The 22,486-nt window shown below is 44.6% G+C and carries 18 protein-coding genes and 1 pseudogene; 8 read left to right on the forward strand and 11 right to left on the reverse strand.

Features of this window, described 5'->3' with window-relative positions:
* The first annotated feature begins 3 nt into the window (after positions 1–3).
* The 3 genes and pseudogenes from fadB to L1D22_RS11655 all read left to right on the forward strand — a co-directional run.
* Positions 4–2,157 (forward strand): fatty acid oxidation complex subunit alpha FadB, encoded by a 2,154-nt coding sequence (gene fadB, locus L1D22_RS11645; RefSeq protein ID WP_239829901.1) that lies wholly within the window; start codon positions 4–6, stop codon positions 2,155–2,157.
* 15 nt (positions 2,158–2,172) lie between these two features.
* Positions 2,173–3,333 (forward strand): acetyl-CoA C-acyltransferase FadA, encoded by a 1,161-nt coding sequence (fadA, locus tag L1D22_RS11650; protein ID WP_239829902.1) that lies wholly within the window; start codon positions 2,173–2,175, stop codon positions 3,331–3,333.
* Positions 3,334–3,563: 230 nt separating this feature from the next.
* Positions 3,564–3,974 (forward strand): annotated as a pseudogene (locus L1D22_RS11655) (hypothetical protein); the annotation flags it as partial.
* On the opposite strand, the gene L1D22_RS11660 reads toward L1D22_RS11655, so the two are convergent.
* The 4 genes from L1D22_RS11660 to L1D22_RS11675 all read right to left on the reverse strand — a co-directional run bounded on the left by L1D22_RS11660 (position 3,941) and on the right by L1D22_RS11675 (position 7,435).
* Entirely contained in the window at positions 3,941–4,081 is a 141-nt protein-coding gene (locus L1D22_RS11660; RefSeq protein WP_239829903.1) for a hypothetical protein, read from the reverse strand. The pseudogene L1D22_RS11655 and the gene L1D22_RS11660 overlap by 34 nt on opposite strands.
* Before the next feature lie 298 nt (positions 4,082–4,379).
* Positions 4,380–5,375 carry a linear amide C-N hydrolase gene (locus L1D22_RS11665; protein ID WP_239829904.1) on the reverse strand — a complete coding sequence of 332 codons (996 nt, stop codon included), beginning with the start codon at positions 5,373–5,375 and terminating at the stop codon, positions 4,380–4,382.
* Positions 5,376–5,554: 179 nt separating this feature from the next.
* Positions 5,555–6,667, reverse strand: coding sequence for a linear amide C-N hydrolase (locus tag L1D22_RS11670; RefSeq protein ID WP_239829905.1), 1,113 nt, complete (start codon positions 6,665–6,667; stop codon positions 5,555–5,557).
* 39 nt (positions 6,668–6,706) lie between these two features.
* Positions 6,707–7,435, reverse strand: coding sequence for a hypothetical protein (locus tag L1D22_RS11675; RefSeq protein WP_239829906.1), 729 nt, complete (start codon positions 7,433–7,435; stop codon positions 6,707–6,709).
* An 872-nt stretch (positions 7,436–8,307) separates the two neighbouring features.
* Between L1D22_RS11675 and L1D22_RS11680 the strand changes: the two genes are divergently transcribed.
* The 3 genes from L1D22_RS11680 to L1D22_RS11690 are packed head-to-tail and all read left to right on the forward strand — an operon-like array spanning position 8,308 to position 11,310.
* Positions 8,308–9,270, forward strand: a complete 963-nt coding sequence (locus L1D22_RS11680) for an HlyD family efflux transporter periplasmic adaptor subunit (protein WP_239829907.1) — start codon at positions 8,308–8,310, stop codon at positions 9,268–9,270.
* Between the two features lie 4 nt (positions 9,271–9,274).
* Positions 9,275–10,201 (forward strand): ABC transporter ATP-binding protein, encoded by a 927-nt coding sequence (locus tag L1D22_RS11685; RefSeq protein WP_239829908.1) that lies wholly within the window; start codon positions 9,275–9,277, stop codon positions 10,199–10,201.
* On the forward strand, positions 10,198–11,310 hold the full coding sequence (locus tag L1D22_RS11690; RefSeq protein WP_239829909.1) for an ABC transporter permease: 1,113 nt from the start codon (positions 10,198–10,200) through the stop codon (positions 11,308–11,310). Before L1D22_RS11685 ends, L1D22_RS11690 begins: the two co-directional genes overlap by 4 nt.
* Before the next feature lie 285 nt (positions 11,311–11,595).
* Here L1D22_RS11690 and L1D22_RS11695 read toward each other — a convergent pair whose 3' ends face one another.
* The 7 genes from L1D22_RS11695 to L1D22_RS11725 all read right to left on the reverse strand — a co-directional run bounded on the left by L1D22_RS11695 (position 11,596) and on the right by L1D22_RS11725 (position 19,182).
* On the reverse strand, positions 11,596–12,597 hold the full coding sequence (locus L1D22_RS11695) for a substrate-binding domain-containing protein (protein WP_239829910.1): 1,002 nt from the start codon (positions 12,595–12,597) through the stop codon (positions 11,596–11,598).
* Between the two features lie 152 nt (positions 12,598–12,749).
* Positions 12,750–13,676: a ribokinase gene (gene rbsK / locus L1D22_RS11700; protein WP_239829911.1), complete on the reverse strand. Its 927-nt coding sequence runs from the start codon at positions 13,674–13,676 to the stop codon at positions 12,750–12,752.
* 227 nt (positions 13,677–13,903) lie between these two features.
* A complete protein-coding gene (gene rbsB, locus L1D22_RS11705) occupies positions 13,904–14,782 on the reverse strand; it encodes a ribose ABC transporter substrate-binding protein RbsB (RefSeq protein WP_137026186.1) in 879 nt (292 codons plus the stop codon).
* A gap of 127 nt (positions 14,783–14,909) precedes the next feature.
* Positions 14,910–15,902, reverse strand: coding sequence for a ribose ABC transporter permease (gene rbsC / locus L1D22_RS11710; protein WP_009844905.1), 993 nt, complete (start codon positions 15,900–15,902; stop codon positions 14,910–14,912).
* On the reverse strand, positions 15,899–17,404 hold the full coding sequence (gene rbsA / locus L1D22_RS11715) for a ribose ABC transporter ATP-binding protein RbsA (protein ID WP_145575226.1): 1,506 nt from the start codon (positions 17,402–17,404) through the stop codon (positions 15,899–15,901). The genes rbsC and rbsA overlap by 4 nt, the downstream gene beginning before the upstream one ends.
* 99 nt (positions 17,405–17,503) lie before the next feature.
* Positions 17,504–17,923, reverse strand: a complete 420-nt coding sequence (rbsD, locus tag L1D22_RS11720; RefSeq protein ID WP_239829912.1) for a D-ribose pyranase — start codon at positions 17,921–17,923, stop codon at positions 17,504–17,506.
* A 215-nt stretch (positions 17,924–18,138) separates the two neighbouring features.
* Positions 18,139–19,182, reverse strand: a complete 1,044-nt coding sequence (locus L1D22_RS11725; protein WP_239829913.1) for an endonuclease/exonuclease/phosphatase family protein — start codon at positions 19,180–19,182, stop codon at positions 18,139–18,141.
* A gap of 298 nt (positions 19,183–19,480) precedes the next feature.
* On the opposite strand from L1D22_RS11725, the gene L1D22_RS11730 reads away from it, so the two are divergent.
* Both L1D22_RS11730 and L1D22_RS11735 read left to right on the forward strand, forming a co-directional pair.
* Positions 19,481–21,373, forward strand: coding sequence for an extracellular solute-binding protein (locus L1D22_RS11730; protein WP_239829914.1), 1,893 nt, complete (start codon positions 19,481–19,483; stop codon positions 21,371–21,373).
* Positions 21,374–21,385: 12 nt separating this feature from the next.
* Positions 21,386–22,474 carry a microcin C ABC transporter permease YejB gene (locus L1D22_RS11735; RefSeq protein ID WP_239829915.1) on the forward strand — a complete coding sequence of 363 codons (1,089 nt, stop codon included), beginning with the start codon at positions 21,386–21,388 and terminating at the stop codon, positions 22,472–22,474.
* The last annotated feature ends 12 nt before the right edge of the window (positions 22,475–22,486 follow it).

A 22,486-nucleotide genomic window follows, 5' to 3' on the forward strand; every position in this document is an offset into this window, starting at 1 on the left:
ATTATGTTTACAGGACAATTTTTCAAACTCGCATTTATCGAAGATTCTAACCGTATAGTTGAATTGGTTTTCAACGCAGAAACTGATTCGGTTAACACACTCACTAAATCAGCTCTAATTGAACTTGAAAGCTGTGTCGAACAACTTGAAAACAGTGATGCTGCCGGTCTGATCATCCGTTCAGGCAAAGCGTTATTTAGCGCGGGTGCGGATGTAAAAGCCTTTCGCTCTCTGTTTAGTGATGGTGATGCGGCCATTACCGATTATTTATCATGGGCGCACTCCATCTATAACCGAATCGAAGATCTAAAACTTCCCAAAGTAGCCATCGTTAATGGTGTAGCTGCTGGCGGTGGAGTAGAGCTTTCACTGCTTGCAGAGTATCGTCTTGCGACGACCGATCTGAAAATGAGCCTGCCTGAAGTTAAGCTCGGCATTATGCCAGCATGGGGTGGTGTGACTCGATTACCGCGCATCATAGGTGTGGATACAGCGCTGCAATGGCTAACTATGGGTAAAACCTTTAAGGCGCAACAAGCATTAGAGCATCACGTTGTTGATGGTGTGATCGATGCATGCAAGACAGATCCAGTTGAAAGCGCGTTAACTATGCTTGAATCGTGCATCTCTGGTGACTTTGATTGGCAGCAGCGTTATGCAGAAAAACAAGCGCCACTGACTCTGAATGACGCGGAACTGGCGATGTCGATTAATGTCGCTAAAGGTATGGTCGCGAAAGCCGCTGGCTCGCATTATCCTGCACCGGGCATTATTCTGAACACGATTTCTCAAAGCGCTCGTTGCTCTCGCGATGAAGCCTTAAAGCTTGAGCAAGTGGGAATCATTGAATGTGTCGCAAGTGGTGTAGCAGACGCTTTAGTGAATGTTTTCCTTAGCGACATGGCAGTAAAGTCGACAGCAAAAAAACACGCTAAAGGCGGTAAGAAAACCGAAGAAGTGGGTGTCGTCGGCGCGGGCATTATGGGCGGCGGCATCGCTTATGTCACTGCGGATAAAAAGCTGGATGTGGTACTCAAAGACATCAATAAACAGGGTTTAGCGTTAGGGCTAAATGAAGCCAATCAACTGCTTTCTAAGCAAGTAACTCGTGGCCGTAAGACCCCTGAAGCGATGGGTGAAGTGCTCAATCGTATCGTACCGACTTTACACAATGCGGCCTTAGACAGCTGTGATTTAGTGATAGAAGCGGTCGTTGAGAATCCAATCGTTAAAGAAAAGGTGTTAGCTGAGCTTGAACAGGTGGCACCAAATGCAATGATTGCATCGAACACATCTACTTTAATGATCAGTGGTTTAGCGCACTCATTAAAGAACCCAGAGAACTTCTGTGGTATTCACTTCTTTAACCCGGTGCATCGCATGCCGTTGGTTGAAGTGATTAAAGGTGAGCAAACGTCACCGGAAACCATTGCAACCGCAGTCAACTACGTCCTAGCACTTGGCAAAACGCCTATCGTGGTGAACGACTGTGCTGGTTTCTTGGTTAATCGCTGCCTGACGCCTTATTTCTTGGCTTTCAATCAATTGTTGGTTGCGGGCGGTGATATTGCTCAAATCGATAAAGTGATGAGCAAAGGGTTTGGTTGGCCAATGGGGCCAGCGCATCTGCTTGATGTGATTGGACTAGATACCGCGGATCACTGTATTGATGTGATGAGTGAAGCCTTCCCGATGCGTTTAGCCAAGCCTGAAGCTAACCTGATCTCGGAATCTGTTGCTAAAGGGCGTTTAGGCCAAAAAACCAAAGAGGGTTTCTATCTGTATAAAGCGGATCGTAAAGGTCGCTTAAAGCCAGAAAGCCATTCAGAAACCACTGCGCTTATTGAAAGCCTTTGCGATGCACCAACCTCAATGGAGCCTCAAGACATCACACTACGAATGATGTTACCGATGATGTATGAAGCGATTCGCTGTTTGGATGACGGTATTATTTCTTCAGCGGCCGAGGGTGATATTGCGTTTATTTACGGCACTGGGTTCCCGGCATTCCGTGGCGGAATCTTCTACTACATGGATAGCATGGGTCTAGATAAGCTGCTAGAGATTGCCCAACAATATGAAGACTTAGGCTCTTTATATGCTATACCTCAAGGTCTTCGTGACCGTGTTGAACTGAACCGTAATTTTTACGCATAACCTGGAGCAAAAAATATGAAAAACGTAGTGATTGTAGATGCGATTCGAACTCCAATGGGGCGTTCAAAAAATGGTGTATTTCGACATGTTCGAGCCGATGATCTTTCGTCTCACTTAATGAGTGCAATGCTGAAGCGTCAGCCAAAGGTTGAATCTGCTCTGATTGATGATGTGATCTGGGGGTGTGTGCAGCAACAAGAAGAGCAGGGCGTGAACCTTGCGAAGGTTGCAGCACTTCAAGCAGGGCTGTCTGAAGAAGTGCCTGCAACAACGGTCAACCGTTTGTGTGGATCTTCGATGGATGCTTTGCACATGGCCACGCGCTCGATCAAAGCGGGTGATGCCGATGTTGTCCTTGTTGGTGGTGTTGAACACATGGGGCATGTCCCAATGACAAAAGGCATTAACCTAAACCCATATAACCGCAATATGGCACAAGCTTCTGCAATGATGGGTCTAACGGCCGAAGCATTAGGTCAACTGCATAAGGTATCACGCCAAGAGCAAGACGAGCTGGGTGCTCGTTCACACCGACTCGCGCACGAAGCGACACTTGAAGGTCGCTTTGATAACGAGATTGTCCCAACTATGGGTCATGATGAAAGCGGTGCGCCAATCTTGGTCAAGCATGATGAGGTGATTCGTCCTGAAACCACCGTTGAGTCTTTGTCTAAGCTTCGCCCTGCGTTTGATCCTCGAGGAACGGTAACGGCAGGTACGTCTTCGGCCTTGTCTGACGGCGCATCTTGTTTGCTGGTGATGAGTGAAGATAAAGCTCTTGAACTCGGCATTAAACCGAGAGCTAAGGTTATCTCGTCTGCCTCTGCGGGAGTGCCAGCCGCGCTTATGGGTTATGGACCCGTACCTGCAACTAAAAAAGCGTTAGCAAAGACTGATCTAACGATAGCTGATATCGATTTTGCTGAAGTGAATGAAGCCTTTGCAGCACAAGCTATTCCATGCTTAAAAGATCTGGGTTTATGGGAGCAGCGTGAAGATAAAGTGAACCTGCACGGTGGCGCTATCTCACTGGGTCATCCATTGGGATGTTCGGGTGCTCGAATTGTCGGAAGCCTTATAAATATCATGGAGCAACGTGGCGGCAAGTACGGGCTCGCGACTATGTGTATTGGTATGGGGCAAGGTATTGCGACGATTATAGAAAGAGTGGAGTGAGCTACATAATAGTTCGAGCTGAGCTCCCCATCTAGGTGGCCAAGATAATAAATTAGGATAATGATTCAAGCCTTCAACCTGTATTGAAGGCTTTTTTGTGCGAGATTTTGACCATTCAAACAAATATTACAGTAACAGCGTAAACCTTACCCTTAGGGGGAGGGCGTGCAGCCATTATGAGACTGTTTACCTGAAAAGCTCTTAGAAGCGATAGTGGGTAGAAGTGATGATGGGTTGATTAGCATAAGTAGAGGCACGCTTAGCCTATCATCAGTGTTGATGGGAAATACTAAAAGGTGCGAAAGCGAACAAACAAGATGCCCCTTAATATGGTCTCGATATTCGAGGTTGGCTAAGGTTTGACTCTCACACCAAACCTGTGAAGGTATGAAGCTAACTGCGATAAGAAACCTGTGAGATGCTTTAGATATAAAAAGATGTTTGTTTACGGCTGCTGCTGTGCATTGTCAGGTTGAAACTCTGGATAAAGTGGTTGATAACGGCCTGAATCTGGCTTGTTGCAGACGTTTTGTTCAGAACTGGTTTAGGAAATCCGAAGGGAACTTGTCGGCACCAGGAAGATGAATAAAGCTGAATGGGATAAAGATTACAGAGCATCAGTCCTGTTTATATCAGCGTAACAAAGTGCATTCGCCCCTTCCGTTAGGGGAATAGGCTTAATGTTGCCTGAGTTCACTTTCGGTTGACGAGTAAGTTCCAGCGATGGTGGCGAGTTTAGTGTCAGCATACCACTGCTCTGCTAAGGTGTTGTAATTTCGCGCTGTGTTATCGAGCTATATAAAGTAGATAGAATAAGGTAGAAAGGAATTATGCCAGCAAGTTATCGCTGGCATTTGTGTTAATGTGTTGTCGATGTATTGCAGAACATGAACATTACAGAAAAGGACAACATGCTCTAATTCTTAATACTATGATTTAATTAATTATCGCGTTGTTCTCAAGATATTTAATCATCAATTTCTCTAACCAATCAGCTGATTTCAACTTGCAGAAGCTTATCTCTGATTAATAGAGCATTTGTATCATTAATACTGAGCCATCACCGACTTATCAAGCGGGATGCGGAACTGTTTACCCATCATCTCATAAACATTAAATTGTACCGTGTTCCAATTATCATTGAAATTGTATTCAAACACGGTATCACCCGTTTCTATGCTTTGCGTCATTGTCCATTCTGTTGCATAACCACTCATGCCTGCACCGTTACCAAAGTCAAGGTATGGCGCATCAGCAGGCACTCTAAATGGGACAGTAGAAAGCTTCATCATTGCATTATGTACACTGGTTGGCTTGCTAAGCTTGCTGCTAAAGTAACTTGCATGCAGGTAACGACTCTGCGCATTACCATTGCCAATGGAGCCGTAATCTGTATCGCGATCAGCATCTTCCCATGAAGCAGAAAGTTCTTTTCGTTTCGCGATCTGTTCTTTTTGTGATGGATCGTTGGTCATTACCATCGCATCTTCACCGCGATAAGTGCTGATTTTCCCTTCATCCATCTCCACGACCAAGCGATCGCCACTCTTATCTGTAACAGACCAATGCAAATTCATCTCCATTGGCATGCCTTCGAGCGTTAATCGACCAAAATCAAGTGTTGGCAGCGCTTTAACAACTTCTTCAACAGAGGCATAATTAGTCAGTAGGTATTCACCAAAAGAAAATTGCGTAATTTGAGAGGTGTTTGTAACCGGTTCCATTGACATTCTAGGGTAGAACAAAGTGTTAACTTGTAGACCTTCACTATTCATTCCATCGCCAACAAGCTCACCATAAGCAAAAATAGCAACAACGTCGTATTTTACTTCGTACTTATCACCGATGCCATTCCCTTGGATAGCACGCATATCACCTTTATTAATATTACCTAATACTGGATGAGTAGATTCAACCCAATCCATCGTACGTGTTGTTACCGTCCCGAAGTGCGTATTCCAAGCAACTGAAGTACAGGCATCAGCAACCCCAGTAAGTGAAGTAGCAAGTAATACAGCGAGCGTAAGTGTTTTAATTTTCATTATTCATTCCTATTTGTATATTAGTAACAAATTGATTTTAAGTGCAAAATAATAATATGGTGAACTACGTAAGAGAGGAGCTAATCATCACCTAAAAAAATTTCACAAACAGAAGCCGAATGTCTTCTGTATTCATGGATAAGCCACTACAGTGACTTATCCATGCGTTTTATTGCTAACTACTTAATTTCAACAGGCTCTGCTTTAAATTCTGTTGGAATATCAAAGAATGAAACTTTACCAGTTGTAAAATCGATATTGTCTAATTCTACTTTTACATACTCAGGGCTCTGGTATGACTTAACGTACATCACCTTATTTTCTAAATCACTTGCCACTGTCCAAGCCACAGTTTGTGAGTAATCCTTTCCATCAGTATGACGATATTTTTTGTAACCGTTCGGGATTTCAAACGTATTCATAATGCTAATGGCAGCATGAATACCCTCTTTAGCGCTATCGAAACGAGGCATTTCTTGGCTGAAACGAGCAGCACGAACGAATCGGTTCGCAGCAGTTGGTTCACCATCAAGCGACTGCACGTTACCAACATCAAGACCGCCCGCTTTTATTTCTTCACTGTTCTGTAGAGGCGCTTGCTCTTGTGGAAGATTTGTATAACGTTTTAAGTTTTCTTGGTGCCATTCAAAACGTGGGTTATTTGTAAGCGTACCTAATGGGTTATCGTGAACTTTTAATTCACCATTAATGTATTCAATCACAACTGAATTGCCATCAGCATCATTGATATTGTAGTGAATAGTTGGCGAGAAATTCCAATCATCAGCGTGTGGCACAACTTTCGCATCAACAACATTAATATTTTTCAGCAGTTCAACCGCTTCTTCAACATTTTTTGCTTGTGATAGTATATAGGTTGCGATCTGCCAACCGCCAATTGACTCAGCTGCTTCAGCTGCTTCATACTCACTAAACTTTGCTGGTCCATACGGCATGAAGAAAAACATACCTGTCTGCAAACCATGCTCATTCAAGCCTTCAGCGACGACATCCGATTCATCACCCAGCGCAACGGTTGTTACCATGCCGTAGTTCGCTTTCCAGGTTTTACCGTTAGCGCCATCTGGCGTGTAGCCTTGGAATTCATGCCCACGTGGGTAGACTTTCCAAGACCAATCGATCATTTCATCGCTGAACTCCATTGTGCGGGCTGCAACGACATCGCCGTTATCTGCGACCAAACGAATGCCCGTGCATGCGTCCGCCACAGCTGACGCTAAGAGTGAAGTAGCAAGGATTGATGCTGCAAGTTTTTTTATTTTAAACTTCATTTTTATACCTTAGGATTAGGATTAGGATTAGGATTAGGATTAAAAGTAGAACTTAACAAAGCCCCAAACAGCGTTATCATCTGTTTCTATTTTCTGCGATGTACTTTCCATTGTGTTTTGGATATTTTCGTACTTAAAGGTCATCCAAACTGATTTACTATCATTAATAGGTGCGCCAAATTGAATAGTATTTTTCTGGTTTGTAAAATCAGCATCGCCATTTAACTTCATGTATTCAGGGAAGTACTGAACATACATACCGTTTGATGCAGCATATGAAAAGTAAATACCGCCCATGTAACCATTGTTAGAGTCATCATTAATTCCCATCATGCTTTGGAAATCATCTGAATACACACCTTGCACGTAACCCGCACGTGCATAAATGTCAAAGCCTTGAAGGCCTGTTTTAAATACAGTAGCCGCACCAATATTGGCTGTAGTGAACAAACTGTTATCAATAATATCTAGTGAGCCAGCCCAGCGTGGTGTGATACTGTTATCAACATTGAGAACATGGTAATACTGAAAACGGCTGTCAGAATATTCCCCTTCTTGGTCGACTGTCGCTTCTAGTGTACCCATTAACGCGGTGCCACTCTCCAATATGTGGGAGACTGAACCCATTAATTTTGCATCACCTTTATTTGAGCCACCAATAGACAACTGTGTAAAAGTTTTTGTTAGATCTGATGGATCTAATTCTTCAGCGAATACTACAGAGTGAGAGCTGGCAATTAACGTAGCTGCTAAAATGGTATGTTTCATTTAATCCTCGAATTTCACGTAGGGTTACTTGGTAAATTGTTTCGGCAGTAGTATTAAACAATACAAAAATATTTTTTTTGATGTTGCTCTATAAAATACGGCATGTCTTAAATGGTCAAACGTTTGTCCTAAAATGCACAGTAATGTCTAACCATAGACTGAATTTTAGGCATTAATCCCAGATTAAATGCCGTCTAACGTAATGTTTTAATTGAATTTGTTATGATAGGTTTTTTGTGTATATGTTTAATATATGATTTGCAGCCCATTCGAGTTCATAAGAACTTGAGCGTGGGTAAAGTGCGGGTGAGTCAGAAGGAATATCGGCGACACCACTCAGCAGCTTTTTAATCACTTGCACCTTAGGAAGGAAGAACTTCGAGTTTGATGAGTTGATCCAGATCGACGCTGGGTGAGAGTATCTCTTTGGCTAATATTTTGACGCCCAAGAATGAATGTTCCAGCGGTTCTCAAATCGGTATTCGATAAAATCTCTAAATATCTCATCGGGATGTTTTCTCTGCTGCTCAATGTTTTGTAAGTCTTCTAGCTTTATGCATCTGTCGATGCTCGGCAATCTACACCTATCTATATAAATTATCGCGAGATTTAAAGTAATCGCTGATCGATGCCACATCTACGTTTTCCTTGCTCGCGACCGCTTTACTTTTTGGTATTGGCAAAATCTTGAATCGTAATTAACTTGCCCGTTATGGTTAAAATTCGCTGACGGGTAGCTTCACTATCCCCCTTGATACTGAGTTGGGCTTAAGCGTGGGTTGGAACCTTAAAATATTGTTTATCCTGTTGTTTAGTTTAAATTGGATTTAAACTAAGAGTTCAAAATAAAGGTGGCTTAATAGGGGGCTGTAATGGTCAGTAAATCTCGTGTTTCTCACTACTGTGCGCTGATACTTTCCTTCATTGCTATCACAGGGTGTAGTCCTGACTCGTCTTTACAAGCTTCCGGTATTCTCGAACGAGAGCGGGTTTCTCTGACCGCCACTGCCAACGAAATCATTCAAGAATTACCGGTAGCAGAAGGTGAGAGGGTCGCGAAAGGCGATGTGCTGGTAGTGTTTTCAAATGATAAGAATCAAGCGCAAGTAAAACAAATGCTATCGCAACGCGACAAGGCTCAAGCTGACTTAGACAAACTGCTCGATGGTGAACGTATTGAAGATATCGATCTTGCCAAAGCCAACGTTGTGAATGCGCGTGTAAAACTGGCGGATGCGGAAAAGAATTTTGAACGTGTTTCGGCCATGACCAATCAGAAGCTCGCACCCATATCCAGCAAAGATACTGCGCAAGCTGAGCGAGATTCGGCACGCTCGTCACTTGAAGCGGCGCAGCAAAGTTTGAAAAAAATGACCCAAGGATCTCGTCAAGAGGACATTGATGGGGCTAGAGCGAACCTTGCAGCAGCGAATGCACAATTAGAGTTGCAACAAGTTCAGTTAGATGAGCTAACCGTTATTGCGACACGAGACGGTGTGTTAGATTCGTTGCCTTATAATCAAGGCGAGCGCGTTCCGATGAATGCGGTGGTGGCCATTATACAATCTAATCAAGTCCCTTACGCTCGAGTGTATATCCCTGAACCTTTTCGTGCCAAATTCTCTGTCGGAAGCCTAGCAACAGTGCACATTGATGGGGTAGAAAACCCAGTAACCGGTCAGGTGCGTTGGATTTCCGTTGACCCCGCTTTTACCCCTTATACCAGTATGAGTGAGGATGATCGCTCACGATTTGTCTATTTAGCTGAAATTGATCTACCGGAGTCTACTAAGCGATATGCCGCCGGTATTCCGGTGCAAGTCGATATGGAGTAATCGTATGTCCCAATTAGCGATAAAGGCACACCATGTGACTAAAAAATTCGGTGATTTTACGGCTATTGATGATATCTCGCTGGAAGTCGAGAAGGGCAACATATATGGCTTCTTAGGCCCAAACGGTTGTGGGAAATCAACCATGATCCGAACCTTAACCGGCTTGTTGACTCCGACGGCCGGAGAGATAGAGGTTTTGGAGCACAGTATCCCCAAAGATGCCGAAAAACTGCGTTTAAAAATTGGTTATATGACCCAAAAATTTTCACTTTATGAAGATCTGACTGTTGAAGAAAATTTAGTGTTCATGGGCAACGTATTTGGCATGGATCGAGCTAAGCTCAAGCAGCGTTGCCAAGCGCAGTTGTCAACCTATGGGTTAGACAGATTACGTCGACAGCTAGTAAGAGGCATGAGTGGAGGTCAGAAGCAGCGTCTTTCCTTGGCTGCTGCTACTATAAATCAACCCGAGTTACTGTTTTTAGATGAGCCGACCTCAGCCGTTGACCCCGAAAACCGTCGTGACTTTTGGGAAAAACTGTTTGATCTATCAGACATGGGTACCACGATATTGGTGACGACTCACTATATGGATGAAGCTGAACGCTGTCATCGCCTGGCCATTATGGAGTCGGGTCAACTCAGAGCTGATGGTACGCCGAAAGCGCTGATGAGCCAAATGGGCGTTAACATTGTTGAACTCAAAGCTGATAATTTGCGTCATCTAAAAAGCCAACTGTTGCAGTGCGCGGAAATACGCTCTGCGGCGCAGCTTGGTATTCGCTTGCGGGTACTTGTTTATCAGCAAATTGGTGATCCGATTGCGTGGCTTCGTGGACAGTTTACTGAGCTACAACATGCGGAAATGGATTTAGTCCGACCGACATTGGAAGACGTATTTGTTAGCGTCACCGGGGAGGGACGTCAATGAATACCTTGTTTCGAATAAAAGCGATTGTGTTTAAAGAAGTCAAACAACTGTCACGTGATCGCCTCACCTTTGGCATGATTGTGATGATCCCGCTCATTCAATTGCTGCTTTTTGGTTATGCGATTAACACTGACATTCGCAACATCAATGTTGGCATTGTCGATCAAAGCCAAAGTCAGATGGGGCGATTAGTGACGGAGTCGGTACGCGCCTCACAAGTGGTCAATTTCAAACAAAGTTATTTGACGGCCGAAGAAGCGCAATATGCGATTCAGGCTGGAGAAATACGTGCCGCGTTGATACTTCCTAAAGATATCAACCAGCGCTTCGAACAGGGGAGGGAGCTAGGTCAATGGTTGGTTGACGGTTCTGATAGTACGGTGAGCGCCACTATACTCAGCCTACTTAATATGCCTTTTACCCCCTACGACAAACTGGCGAATCATCAAGTAAAAAGTGATAGTTCAAGTAAAACCTTTGAAGCAACCGTTTTTTACAACCCTAGCCGGAAATCCGCAGTGAATATTGTGCCGGGTCTGCTGGGGGTAATACTAAGCATGACCATGGTGCTGTTTACCAGCATCGCCATTGTTAGAGAGAGGGAGCAAGGTAATCTAGAGTTGCTTATAACCACGCCTGTTACACCGATGGAGTTAATGATTGCAAAAATTATTCCCTATATCTTTGTTGGTCTTATTCAAGTGGTGATTGTATTAGGGTTAGGTCACATACTGTTTAAGGTGCCAATAAACGGGTCATTAATGCAAATATTTTTGGGGAGTTTACTTTTTATTGCGGCCAGTTTGACCCTAGGCTTGGTCATTTCGACCATTGCGAAAACGCAATTGCAGTCCATGCAATTGACGATGTTTATCTTGTTACCGTCTATTTTGTTATCTGGCTTCATGTTTCCTTACGAGGGGATGCCAATTGCAGCACAATGGATCTCCGAAGCCTTGCCCGCCACTCATTATATTCGAATTATACGAGGTGTCGTGGTTCGTGGTGCGGAATTGACCGACATGCAATACGATGCAATTTGGTTAGCGGTGTTTACTGTGATTGGTATTATTTTTTCCGCTACTCGATTTAAAAAATCACTCGATTAACTTATGGCAATTGGCTAATAAATTTACCAATTAATGAGTTGTGATCTGTTTTATCAAGCTATTCCGACTCATAAGCAATGAGCATGCGTTGAATTAGAATTCGATTGTTAGGTGTGGGTGTATTATGTGGGCGGGCAAGCTAGAGTAAGGGGAAAGGTGCTTTCATTATGCTTGTTTTCAAGCAGTCTGCATTATAGCGAAATGTTATAGGGTCGAAAAGGGCAAGGTTATTTAACCTTGCCCTTTGTTACTTTTAACTGTTGATTAGAGCTGTAAGGAAGCGCTTTAAATGGCTTTTACGCTGCGTCGTTCAACTAATGTTGGCTCCAACTCAACCACCTGCGGGTAAGCGTCTGGCGTTTGTAATCTGCTCAAAAGCGTATCGACTGCCGCTTTGCCTAAACGGTGTTTTGGCTGGTGGACAGTGCTTAGCGCTGGTGTCATGTATTTCGACAGGTGGATGTCATCGTAGCCAATAATAGATAGGTCGTTGGGAATCGAAGTACCATCTTGAGCCGCTGCATGAATCACGCCCATGGCCATCATGTCATTACTCACAAACAGTGCACTAGGCATTCCACCACGTGCTTTCAGTGTTTGGTAAGAATCAAAACCGCCATCGCATTCGAAGTTAGATTCTACAATCCAGTTTGGGTTGATCTCTAAATTCGCTTCTTCCATCGCTTGCTTGAAACCTTGGTAACGAGACGAGGCTTGATTGCGATGAAGCGGGCCAGTGATACAACCAATCTGAGAGTGGCCGTTATCTATCAAGTGCTTGGTCGCCATGTAGCCGCCTTGATGCGAGTTGTCTTGGATCTTATCGCTCGCAAACAACATTGGGCCCCAGTCCATAACCACAACAGGCAGTTCTGGGTAACGTTCAAACACATCGATATGCTCGCCTTCAAGGGTAGAACACATCAGCATCAAGCCATCGACACGCTTTTGCAGCAAAGTATCGATGGATGATTTCATGCGTTCGCTGTCACCCTCGGTGTTGCACAAAATCAGGTTGTAGCCTTTTTCGTAGCAACGACGTTCTACGCCTTTCACTACTTCTCCAAAGAATGGGTTAGTAGAGGTGGTCACCAGCATTCCAAGGGTTTTGGTTTGCTTCATTTTCAAGCTACGAGCCAATGCAGACGGCGCGTAGTTCAATTCTTTAGCCGCATTGTTAACACGCTCAGCTATCTCTTCACTGACAAAACGTGACTTGTTGATCACATGGCTCACGGTAGAAGTCGAAACCTTGGCGAGCCGAGCGATGTCTTTCATTGTTGCCATAAAAAATCCTTGTGGGAGTCACTTGCCACGTTGCGCGATATTCTGCCCGAAAACAGGGGCTTATGCTTGTTATTTGTTGTTACCGAATTTGAAGGCTTACATCCGTTAACTACGGTTTAGCTCAGGAGTTAAGCCTTCAAGTAGGTATCAAGCTAAGCAGATAATTGCTCTGCTAAAAACGCATCCGTTTCAGCTCGGCTTGGAATAGAGGTCTGAGCGCCAAAGCGAGTCACTGAAATTGCCGCCGCAGCGTGAGCGAACTTAATCGCGCGTTCTAATGGCATATCTTCAAGTAAGCCTGTCACTAATGCGCCGTTGAAGGTATCACCCGCAGCGGTTGTGTCTGTTGCTTCAACTCGGAAGCCTGCGATTAACTCACCTTCACCGTTTTTACTTACCCATACCCCCTTTGCGCCAAGAGTGATCATTACCGTCTCGATGCCTTTAGCGTGCAGAGCCAAAGCCGCCTGATGAGCAGATGCGCTGTCGGTTACGGTAACACCTGTCAGCACTTCTGCTTCGGTTTCGTTTGGTGTGATCACATCAACACACGCTAGTAAGGTATCTGATAGTGGGCGAGCAGGGGCAGGGTTTAGAATTACGCGAGTTGCGCTCTCTTTTGCCGTTTTTGCTGCGTATTCAATGCCTTCAATCGGGGTTTCAAGTTGAGTCAGCAGGTATTTAGCACCACGAATCTTCTCTAGATGTGGTTCGATTTGATCGCAAGTCAGTTTGTCATTAGCTTCTGCAGAAAGACAAATGCTGTTTTCGCCCGTTGCGGACACTTGGATCATCGCGATGCCAGTTGGAGTGTTGTCTGCAACGATAACACCGTCGATGTTGATGCCGTCTTTAGCGAAATCTTGACGAATGTTGATACCAAATGGGTCGTCACCGACACAGGCGATAAAGCCGATATCTGCGTTTAATCGCGCAGCAGCGACCGCTTGGTTTGCACCTTTACCGCCAGGGATGACCTGATAGTTACCGCCAATCAAGGTTTCACCCGGACGAGGGAACGAAGGAACTTGCAGTACGTGGTCAGCGTTAACGCTACCTAAAACAATCAGTTGAGTCATGATACGAGCCTTATGATATATCGTATTTGAAAATGCATGGGTCTTTCTCATTACGTTAATTCTCGTTACGTAATTTGCTCGCCTTGTTAGCGGCTTATGAGAAACAGCGATGCACTGTCGGTTTTTGCTTTTTGTTTTGAGTCAGTGAGCTAATGAGTTAAGCAAAGCAGGGGATAGGGGACCCCTGCTTTATATCGCGTTACCGAGTAACAATTACCTAGTAACGATTACTTAGCGATGATTTTTAGAGGTACTGGTACGTACTCGTCTACCGTTTCGCCTTTCAGTACTTTGTCTGCCATTTCGATACCTAGAGAACCGATTAGGTCAGGTTGTTGTGCAACTGTAGCGCCAAGTAGGCCACGGTTAACTGCTGCGATGCCGTCTTCTGTGCCATCAAAGCCAACGATCATCACTTCTTTACCTGAAGCTTGAACTGCGCGAAGTGCACCTAGTGCCATTTCGTCGTTCTGAGCGAATACTGCTTGTACATCTGGGTTAGCTGCAAGCAAGTTTTCCATTACGTTCAGACCTTTAGTACGGTCGAAATCAGCAGGTTGGCTTGCAAGAAGTTCAAGGTCGCTGCCGTTTACTGCGTTCATGAAGCCTTCACCACGTTCACGAGCTGCAGAAGTACCAGCAATACCTTCAAGCTGGATTACTTTCGCTTTTTCGCCTACTTTTTCCATGATGAAGTGACCAGCCATTTCACCACCGATTACGTTATCAGAAGCGATGTGGCTCACTACGTCACCACGGCTTGCGCCACGGTCTAGTGTAAGTACTGGGATGTTTGAGCGGTTAGCCATGCGAATCGCGTTAGACACAGCATCTGAATCTGTTGGGTTGATCAGGATAGCCTTAACACCACGAATGGTTAGATCTTCAATGTTCGACAGCTCTTTGCTTGGGTCGTTTTGAGAATCCAGAACGATAAGCTTGTAGCCTAGCTCTTCAGCTTTCGCTTCTGCGCCATCTTTCATGGTTACAAAGAATGGGTTGTTCAATGTAGACAGAACGATTGCCATTGTATCTTGCGCCTGTGCAGACACAGATACTGTTGTAGAAAGAAGAGCAGCAGAAATAAGAGTCGCTAATTTTTTCATGGTGTAAGTCCTTTGTGTAGGGTGAGCTAGGAGGTGAGTCCTAGCTCGTTGTTACATTATTTATAGATTCTAATATTTAAAGGTAAAACAGGGTGTTACTTGTATTAACCTAGAGTGTGAATAGGTTTTATTTGTTTTTGTTGTCGACCAATACTGCCAGAAGAATAACCACTGCTTTTGCAATCATCTGGTAGTAAGAAGATACGTCTAACAGGTTTAGGGCGTTGTTTAGGAATCCGATAATCAGTGCACCAATCAATGTGCCCATGATGCGACCACGACCGCCGGCTAAGCTGGTGCCACCAAGAACCACGGCTGCGATAGCGTCTAGCTCATAACCCATACCTGCGGTTGGCTGAGCGGATGACAAACGCGATGCCACGATGATGCCTGCCACTGCTGCGAGCAGACCACAGATTGCGTAAACGCCGATTTTTACTTTGTCTACGTCGATGCCTGATAGGCGAGTTGCTGATTCGTTGCCACCCAGTGCGTAAACGTAACGACCAAAGCGTGTGTGGTTAAGTAGGTACCATACCGCTGCGAATACCACGACCATGATCCATACTGGAACAGGGATGCCCATTGCGTAGCCTGTACCGAACCAAGCGAATGCGTCTGCTGTGTCGGTGAAGCCAGTTGAGATAGGACGACCATCTGTGTAAACCATGGTTACGCCGCGTAAAAGAGTCATGGTTACAAGCGTTGCGATGAAGGCTTGAACCTTACCCTTGGCGATAATCACGCCACTGATTGCACCCAATGCCGCACCTGCTACTAGAGCGGTTGGCACTGCGATCATCACTGGGATTTCCATACCAATCATGCTGGCTGCGAATGCACCACAAAGCGCCAGTACAGAACCAACACTCAAGTCGATACCCGCGGTTAGGATAACCAACGTCATACCTACAGCGATGATTGCGTTAACCGAGGTTTGGCGCAGAATGTTTAGGATGTTGTCGACAGTAAAGAAGTTCGGGTTTAAGAAAGAAACGACAACAATCAGGAAGATCAAAGCAATCAATGACTTTTGATCAATCAGCCACTCTTTGCTGATTAACGGTTTCTTCTTTGGCGCTTCAGTTTCAGTTGTTTTGCTCATGGTTTTAGTACTCATGCTGCGTCCTCGTTGATCTTTTTACCGACCGCACACGCCAGTAATAATTCTTGGTTTGCTTCTTTAGCATCAAATTCACCGCTTACACGGCCTTCATGCATCACCATGATGCGGTCACTCATTCCTAACACTTCTGGCATTTCAGATGAGACCAAAATAATGCTCATGCCGTCGGCTTTAAATTTATTAATGAGTTGGTAAATTTCTTTCTTAGCACCGACATCGACACCACGCGTCGGCTCGTCGAGAATCAGTACTTTTGGTTTGGTCATCAAACCTTTAGCGATAGCTACTTTCTGTTGGTTACCACCAGAAAGGTTGCCGATGATCTGCTCGCGAGTCGGGGTTTTGATGTTGAATAACTTGATGAAGTCATCCACTGCGATCACTTCGTCTTTGTGTTGGATTTGGCCGCTCTTAGTCAGTAGATCCAGTGAACAAAGAGACATGTTCTCTTTCACTGAAAGCCCAAGCACTAAGCCATCGCCTTTACGGTCTTCAGAGATGTAAGCAATGCCATTAGCAAGGCCATCTTTCGGACTTACCGGGTTGATGGTTTTGTTTTCTAGGTTGATGACGCCGCGTTCACTTGGAAGGGCACCGTAAATCACTTTCATCAGTTCGGTACGACCAGCGCCCATCAGGCCAGATACACCAAGGATTTCGCCACGCTTTAGAGTAAAGCTCACGTCATGAACGCCAGAGCCAGTCAAGCCAATCACTTCTAGGCAGGTTTCGCCAAAGCCTGAGTGGATTCTTGGGTATTGCTCATCCAGTTTACGACCAACCATCATTTCGATTAGACCATCTTCATCGGTATCTTTTACTTCACATTGACCAATGAATTTACCGTCACGCAGCACTGTGATGTCATCACAAATCTCGAAGATCTCTTTCAAACGGTGAGAGATGTAAACAATGCCGCAGCCTTCATCACGCAGTTCGTTAATCACCTTAAACAGAGACTCAGTTTCAGTATCGGTTAGCGCATCCGTCGGCTCATCCATGATGATGACTTTAGATTCAAACGATAGAGCTTTCGCGATCTCTACCATTTGTTGCTCACCAAGGCTTAGCTGACCTAAAGGTGTTTTCGAGCTGTGTTTTACGTTCAGGCGCTTAAGTAGCTTGTCTGCTTCTTGGTACATCTCGTTCCACAAGATACGACCCATGGTGCCCGTGATTTCACGACCTAAGAAGATGTTCTCGGCGATGGTTAACTCAGGGATTAGGTTCAATTCTTGGTGAATGATACTAATCCCTGCTTGTTGAGAATCACGCGGCCCTTTGAATGCAGCAGGCTTTCCTTGGTAGGCGATAGTACCGCCATCCAAATGATAGATACCTGTCAGCACTTTCATGAGTGTTGATTTACCTGCACCGTTCTCACCCATTAACGCCATTACGCGCCCTGGGTAAACGTTGAGGCTTGCCTTATCCAGGGCTTTCACACCAGGGAAGGCTTTCTCAATTGAGCTAAGTTCTAAAATGGCTTGAGTCATGTCGGTTCCTTTACTCGGGGCCAGTTGTATTTGATTATTCTGTATATGTATGGTTCTGGTTCAGTGATGACACTGAGCTGTCGTCGCGTTTTGCTTAAGTTAAAACGTTACGCCAGCTTGGAAAATAACATTTGCGTAAGGCGTGCATTCGCCAGTACGAATCACAGCGCGGCTATCATGTGTACGCTGCTTAAACTCTTCATGAGTGATGTAAGTAATCGAAAGTGATTTACCACAACGTGCTTCTTCCGTTTTGATTTGATCAATTAGCGCTGCGTGATGTTCTGGACTTACTTTCGCGAATTCTTCTGCAATCACAACGCCTTCGATTTGAGACTCATCAAGCATGGTCTTCACTGTTTGGGTGAAGCTCGGCACACCGTGAGTCAAAGCAAGATCAATACGAGTTACATGATCCGGAATCGGCAAGCCTGCGTCACAAATCGTGATTTCATCTGTGTGGCCAAGAGTCGCCACTAGGTAAGAGAGTTCAGAGTTTATTAGAGTACTTTTTTTCATATCACGACCTATCGAAAAATAACGTTTGGTGGGTTGAGAACAACTCAAGAAAAAGCCATCGAAACGTTTCGATAGTGATAATAGTGTCTGATTTATCATTTGCACTATTCACTTTCTTAGAATGTGATGACGATCATCGAAACGTTTCGATGGGGTGTTTTTTGGTGATCTCAGTCACGAGTTATTTGCAGGGTGAATGTGTTAATTTGGTGATTTTATACTTCACGAATATGCGCGGTAACAGAGACTACGGCATGATCAGTACTGAATTGGTCGTGTTCGAAGCTTGGGTTAATAAGATGATGATCTAACACTGTGTAGCTCGAGATGTCCATCAAGCTTGATGAGTTCTGACAGTCAAACTCGTTCGACATCAATATGTAATCCAGCACAGAACCAGAAGCACCGTAGTAGTGGGTTGGTTTACGTTGTTCGAGCAAGTCTTCTTCATGCAGCTGATGATAGAGATCCCAACTGTCTCTTAATCGGAAGTGCGATAACCAATGTCTGCTCGCTTCATCTCGATTCAATGAATAGCTGAGTAGCCCTTTGAACTCATCGTTGAATAGGGGCTTGTTAAAGTCGCCCATCAACACAACTGGTTGATCGGTTTGGTAGCGTTGATTGGTGATGTATTGATGCAGCATTTGAGCTTCCAGTCCACGTTGGACACTCGATAGCCACGATCCTAGTTGTTCCTGATGAAGCTTAACTAAGGTGTCGCTTTGTGGTTTGTTATCTGCTGATCTGTCACTGGATTCTTGCGGTTCAGTTTTGGGTTCGGTTGGGCGTTGAGATTTGAAGTGCACAACATAACAGTCGGTCGCGCCTAAGTGAGGCAGAGTAATCGTCGCGTGAACAGGTGTTCGGTTGAATGAGAATTTGTCGCCAAGGTTGAAGGCTGAAAGTAGCTCTAAATCCGGTGTCACAGGCTGTACTTTTTCAATCGGGTAGCGAGAGGCGATACCCACGACAGGCGAGGTATATAGGTAATCATCTTCAACATGCGGGCAATCGACAACCGCAAAGTACGGATAACCCAGATCATTCATTAACTGCTCTAAAGATTTAGGGCTAAATATCTCTTGGAAGCCGATCACATCACAATCTAATGAACCAATCGCTTCAGCTATCCAGCCTTGTTTCTTTTGCCACTCCTCGAAGCTGTAGATGTTCTCAAAATCATAATAAGCATTCGGTGGTTCGAGGTAGTTCAAAAGATTGAACGTTGAGAATGTTATTTGGTTTGGTTTATTCAAAGTGTCATTCCATTTAGACCTAAGCTGCAAGGATACTCCAGTAAAAGTATAGTTTGTTGATTATTTAGATCCTAAATTTCACTTTAGAAGTGAACCAAAGCAATCAAAGCTAACTGCATCCAATAACTTCTAGCGGCGACGAGTTAATTGTAAATAAACGGTAAGAGATAGAGTGCTGATGGTTTTATTAGTTATTACATGATGTTAGATTTGAACCTATACTTGATTTAACGGCATGCATTCAAAGCCGATTAATCAAGTTGAATATCGAATTCATAACATTTGAAGGGAGAGTCAAATGGGAACAGTTTTCCGAAGCAAAGCCTCGCAGCGCACTCAGTTTTTCAGGTCTAATTTGAAGTCATGTGCAGTCATGCTGCCGCTTATTGCTCTATATCCCTCCGTTACACACGCTTATGATACCGAAACACCTGCCGTCACCGTAATTGAAACCACTCAACTGGTCGGTTTTGGTGAAGCGAAATATCCAGTCGATTTTACTCACTTTGATTACGTTAATCCCGATGCGCCAAAACTAGGTAAAGTAACCTATGGCAGCATTGGCACCTACGATAGCTTTAATCGATTCGGTTCTCGCGGCGTTGCTGCAAGTTACACGGGTGAGATTTACGATACCTTGATGTTTTCTCCGAGCGACGAGATTGATGCGTATTATCCGTTGATCGCCTCAAAGGTTCGCTACGCCAGTGATTTCACTTGGATGGAAATCGATATCAACCCCAAAGCTAAGTTTAATGATGGCGAGCCTATTACGGCTCATGATGTGGCATTCACCTTCAATAAGTTTTCAACTGAGGGTGTGCCTCAATATCGTGTCTATTATAAAGAAATTAAGTCAGTCACCGCGGTTTCTGATTTAGTGGTTCGTATTGAGATGGAGAAGCCAAATCGCGAGAAGTTGTTTAGCTTTGCCCAAAGCACTCGCGTATTGCCAGAGCATTATTGGAAAGATAAGAAGCTGTCTGAACCTTTAAGTGAGCCGCCGGTAGGCAGTGGCCCCTATAAGATCATCAGCTATAAATCGGGTCAAAGTGTCACTTACGGTTTAGATGAAAATTACTGGGCAGCCGACCTGCCTGTTAACGTCGGTCGTAATAACTTCAAGGAAGTGCAATACGATTACTACCGTGACGACACAGTAATGCTAGAAGCCTTCAAAGCAGGGGAGTTCGATCTTCGAACAGAAAACTCAGCTAAGTTCTGGGCCAACTCTTACACAGGCGCAAACTTCGACAAAGGCTATATCATCAAAGAAGAGATCAACCATGAGAAGCCAGAAACGACTCAAGGTTTTGTCTTTAACATTCAATCTCCTGTGTTCTCAGATCCAAAGGTTCGTGAAGCGTTAACCTACGCGATGGACTTTGAGTGGATGAATAAGAACATGTTCTATGGACAGTACAAGCGCACTCGCAGTTACTTTCAAAACACCGACTATGAAGCGAAAGGCTTGCCAAGCGAAGCTGAAGTTGAGTTACTGTCTCAATACAAAGATCAAATTCCACCACGAGTGTTTACCGAAGAGTTCCAACCACCAGTCACGGATGGTAGCGGTCGTATTCGTAGCCAAATGCGTACAGCTTTCAAACTATTGAAGGAAGCGGGTTGGGTGCTGAAAGACAAAGTCATGACCAATGAAAAGACCGGCAAGCCGCTGTCATTTGAGTTGTTGATTTACAGCCCAACCACGGAGCGTATTGCAACGCCTGTTCAGAAGAACTTGAAGCGCATGGGTATCGAGATGAAGATCCGTACCATCGATACGACTCAGTACATCAAGCGTCTTCGTGACCGAGATTTCGACATGGTGTCTTCGTCATTTTCTGCAAACCCTTATCCTAGCCCGAACTTAATGATTGTTTGGAACTCTAACTACATTGATTCTACTTACAATACTGCAGGTGTGATGGATCCAGTGGTTGACGCGTTAACAGAACAAATCGCGAGCAATCAACAGAATCCAGAAAAGCTTCTGACTTTAGGTCGCTCATTAGACCGAGTATTACAGTGGAATTTCTACAACATCCCTCAATGGCACGTTGGTGAATATCGCGTGGCAATGTGGGACAAGTTTGAGCGTCCAGATGTATTACCTAAATATGACTTAGGTATCGATACATGGTGGATTTCAGAAGAGAAGGCGGCATTGCTTCCTGAAAAACGTCGCTAGGAGTTAGTTAGCATGGCCGCGTATATATTTCGGCGTTTACTGTTGGTGATCCCCACACTGTGGGCGATCATCACCATCAACTTTTTTATTATTCAGATCGCCCCTGGTGGCCCAGTAGAACAAGCTGTTGCCCAATTAGAAGGGCACAATTCTGGCATCATGGAGCGTTTTTCTGGTGGCGGGCAAGAAGTTGATTTAAGCGAAAGTGATCAAGCACCTGCCAGTGGTTATAAAGGCTCACGCGGGCTTGATCCTGAAGTGGTTGAAGAGATCAAAAAGCAGTTTGGTTTTGATAAACCGATTCACGTTCGCTATTTTGATATGTTGAAAAATTACGCGACCTTTAACTTTGGTGAAAGCCTGTTTAAGGGCGGTAACGTGATTGATTTAATCATCGAGCGTTTACCTGTCTCCATCTCCTTGGGGTTGTGGAGTACGTTAATCATCTATGTGATTTCGATACCTCTGGGCATCATGAAGGCGATACACCACGGTTCTCGCTTCGATATTTGGTCGAGTGCGGTGGTGATTGTCGGCTACGCGGTGCCGGGCTTCCTGTTTGCGATCATCCTGATTATTTTGTTCGCGAGTGGTAACTACTTCAGTTGGTTCCCATTGCGTGGATTAGTATCGAGTAACTTCGACCAGCTCAACTGGTATCAGCAAATTGGCGACTATTTCTGGCACTTAGCGTTGCCTATTTTTGCGATGGTCATTGGCGGCTTTGCCACACTCAGCATGCTAACCAAAAACTCTTTCCTTGATGAAATCAATAAGCAATATGTAGTGACTGCGAGAGCGAAAGGCTTGGACGAGAGCAGTATTCTCTACAAGCACGTTTTCCGTAACGCCATGCTGATCATTATTGCGGGTTTCCCAAGCGCATTTATTAGTATTTTCTTCACGGGTTCTATGTTGATCGAAGTGATGTTTTCACTCGAAGGCATTGGTCTGCTTGGTTTTGAATCGACCATTCAACGTGACTATCCCGTGGTGTTCAGCTCTCTCTATATCATGACCTTGCTTGGCTTGGTGCTGAGCATTATCTCCGACCTGACTTATACCTGGGTTGATCCTCGAATTGATTTTGAAGCGCGTTAATGGCGAACGAAT

Origin of the sequence: Vibrio sp. Isolate34 (assembly GCF_022397915.1) — a bacterium.
In the GTDB taxonomy this organism is placed as follows: domain Bacteria; phylum Pseudomonadota; class Gammaproteobacteria; order Enterobacterales; family Vibrionaceae; genus Vibrio.

Excerpts from the sequence above, each read along its gene's own strand:
- L1D22_RS11730 (WP_239829914.1), top strand. The coding sequence starts at position 19,481 with ATGGGAACAGTTTTCCGAAGCAAAGCCTCGCAGCGCACTCAGTTTTTC.
- L1D22_RS11695 (WP_239829910.1), bottom strand. The coding sequence starts at position 12,597 with ATGGCAACAATGAAAGACATCGCTCGGCTCGCCAAGGTTTCGACTTCT.
- L1D22_RS11685 (WP_239829908.1), top strand. The coding sequence starts at position 9,275 with ATGTCCCAATTAGCGATAAAGGCACACCATGTGACTAAAAAATTCGGT.
- L1D22_RS11735 (WP_239829915.1), top strand. The coding sequence starts at position 21,386 with ATGGCCGCGTATATATTTCGGCGTTTACTGTTGGTGATCCCCACACTG.
- rbsB (WP_137026186.1), bottom strand. The coding sequence starts at position 14,782 with ATGAAAAAATTAGCGACTCTTATTTCTGCTGCTCTTCTTTCTACAACA.
- L1D22_RS11675 (WP_239829906.1), bottom strand. The coding sequence starts at position 7,435 with ATGAAACATACCATTTTAGCAGCTACGTTAATTGCCAGCTCTCACTCT.
- fadA (WP_239829902.1), top strand. The coding sequence starts at position 2,173 with ATGAAAAACGTAGTGATTGTAGATGCGATTCGAACTCCAATGGGGCGT.
- rbsK (WP_239829911.1), bottom strand. The coding sequence starts at position 13,676 with ATGACTCAACTGATTGTTTTAGGTAGCGTTAACGCTGACCACGTACTG.
- rbsC (WP_009844905.1), bottom strand. The coding sequence starts at position 15,902 with ATGAGTACTAAAACCATGAGCAAAACAACTGAAACTGAAGCGCCAAAG.
- L1D22_RS11680 (WP_239829907.1), top strand. The coding sequence starts at position 8,308 with ATGGTCAGTAAATCTCGTGTTTCTCACTACTGTGCGCTGATACTTTCC.
- L1D22_RS11690 (WP_239829909.1), top strand. The coding sequence starts at position 10,198 with ATGAATACCTTGTTTCGAATAAAAGCGATTGTGTTTAAAGAAGTCAAA.
- L1D22_RS11665 (WP_239829904.1), bottom strand. The coding sequence starts at position 5,375 with ATGAAAATTAAAACACTTACGCTCGCTGTATTACTTGCTACTTCACTT.
- L1D22_RS11660 (WP_239829903.1), bottom strand. The coding sequence starts at position 4,081 with ATGCTGACACTAAACTCGCCACCATCGCTGGAACTTACTCGTCAACCG.
- L1D22_RS11670 (WP_239829905.1), bottom strand. The coding sequence starts at position 6,667 with ATGAAGTTTAAAATAAAAAAACTTGCAGCATCAATCCTTGCTACTTCA.
- fadB (WP_239829901.1), top strand. The coding sequence starts at position 4 with ATGTTTACAGGACAATTTTTCAAACTCGCATTTATCGAAGATTCTAAC.
- rbsD (WP_239829912.1), bottom strand. The coding sequence starts at position 17,923 with ATGAAAAAAAGTACTCTAATAAACTCTGAACTCTCTTACCTAGTGGCG.
- rbsA (WP_145575226.1), bottom strand. The coding sequence starts at position 17,404 with ATGACTCAAGCCATTTTAGAACTTAGCTCAATTGAGAAAGCCTTCCCT.